The following is a 941-nucleotide window of genomic DNA, read 5'->3' on the forward strand; positions in this document are numbered from 1 at the left end:
AGACCGAGATCGCGGATCGATCTCGCAAACGCAAGCGACCTATCTTCAATCGACAAATTAACTCGACCGGAAAGAGACTCATCGCTTGCCAATAGCCAATAATCGCACGATCGCAGGGTGCTGCGTGCGAGGTGGGACAATCCGTACGGCGGCTCGAATTCTGGATCGAGTTCGCAGAGGTCCGGAAAACTATAGTCGACGCCGATGATGTGGGTGTAGTAGCGGCGCAATAGGGGAATGATTTCCAGCCACCCGAGGCCCGTCAACCCACAAGAGCTAAGATCGATAACGGCTAGGCTGCGCTCAACAGCATAGAGGGAGGTTGACTCGGATGGCTTGAACAGAATTTCGAACGAGGAGGGTAGCCCACCTGAGGACCCAACATGAGCGGCTGCGTTGGAATTGAGGACTGGCTTGATCCCAAAATGTTCTTCGGTTGCAAAAAGAATCTCGGCAATCGATCGTGACAGCCCTGTAGCGCCACGAATGTCGTGCCAGATAACCGCTCTTCCGAGTTGCCTTGGTAACAGTGCGAGATCGAGCGTCCCAATTTGACCGGTCCAAACATCGATGACGACATTCGGCAAGTTTCCCGGTTCTCGAGCGAATACGCACAGCTCGGCGAGACCACCATTGAAATCGAGATTCCTGGCGTCAACAGGGCGCACCACTGCTGCTGGGCCAATCGTTGCAGCAAATAGCTGACCAATGAAGCGTCTTCGGCTATATTTCATCACCATGCCGACGACGCTACGAAATATAGATTATAGGTCAAATAATTTTCATCAGTAGCTGTCTCCTCGGTCTCTTCCTCAAGTTTCGCAGGAGATTTTTTTTAAGCTTTGATTGTGAACGCGGCAGCTGCGCACGCCGAGATAAACTTAGATGACATGTCCTCTCTTCGGCCCAGAAAGAACTCTCCGCCGAGGCTTTCGAATGAG

The 941-nt window shown here is 52.3% G+C and carries 1 protein-coding gene; it reads right to left on the minus strand.

The genetic code is table 11. The annotated features are described in order from the left end of the window. Nucleotides 1–740, minus strand: a 740-nt coding sequence (locus AC630_RS42050; protein ID WP_143198768.1) for a hypothetical protein, incomplete at its 3' end; no start/stop codon positions are given. Between the last annotated feature and the right edge of the window lie 201 nt (nucleotides 741–941).

The sequence above is a fragment of the Bradyrhizobium sp. AS23.2 genome (assembly GCF_001908185.1).
Classification (GTDB): domain Bacteria; phylum Pseudomonadota; class Alphaproteobacteria; order Rhizobiales; family Xanthobacteraceae; genus Bradyrhizobium.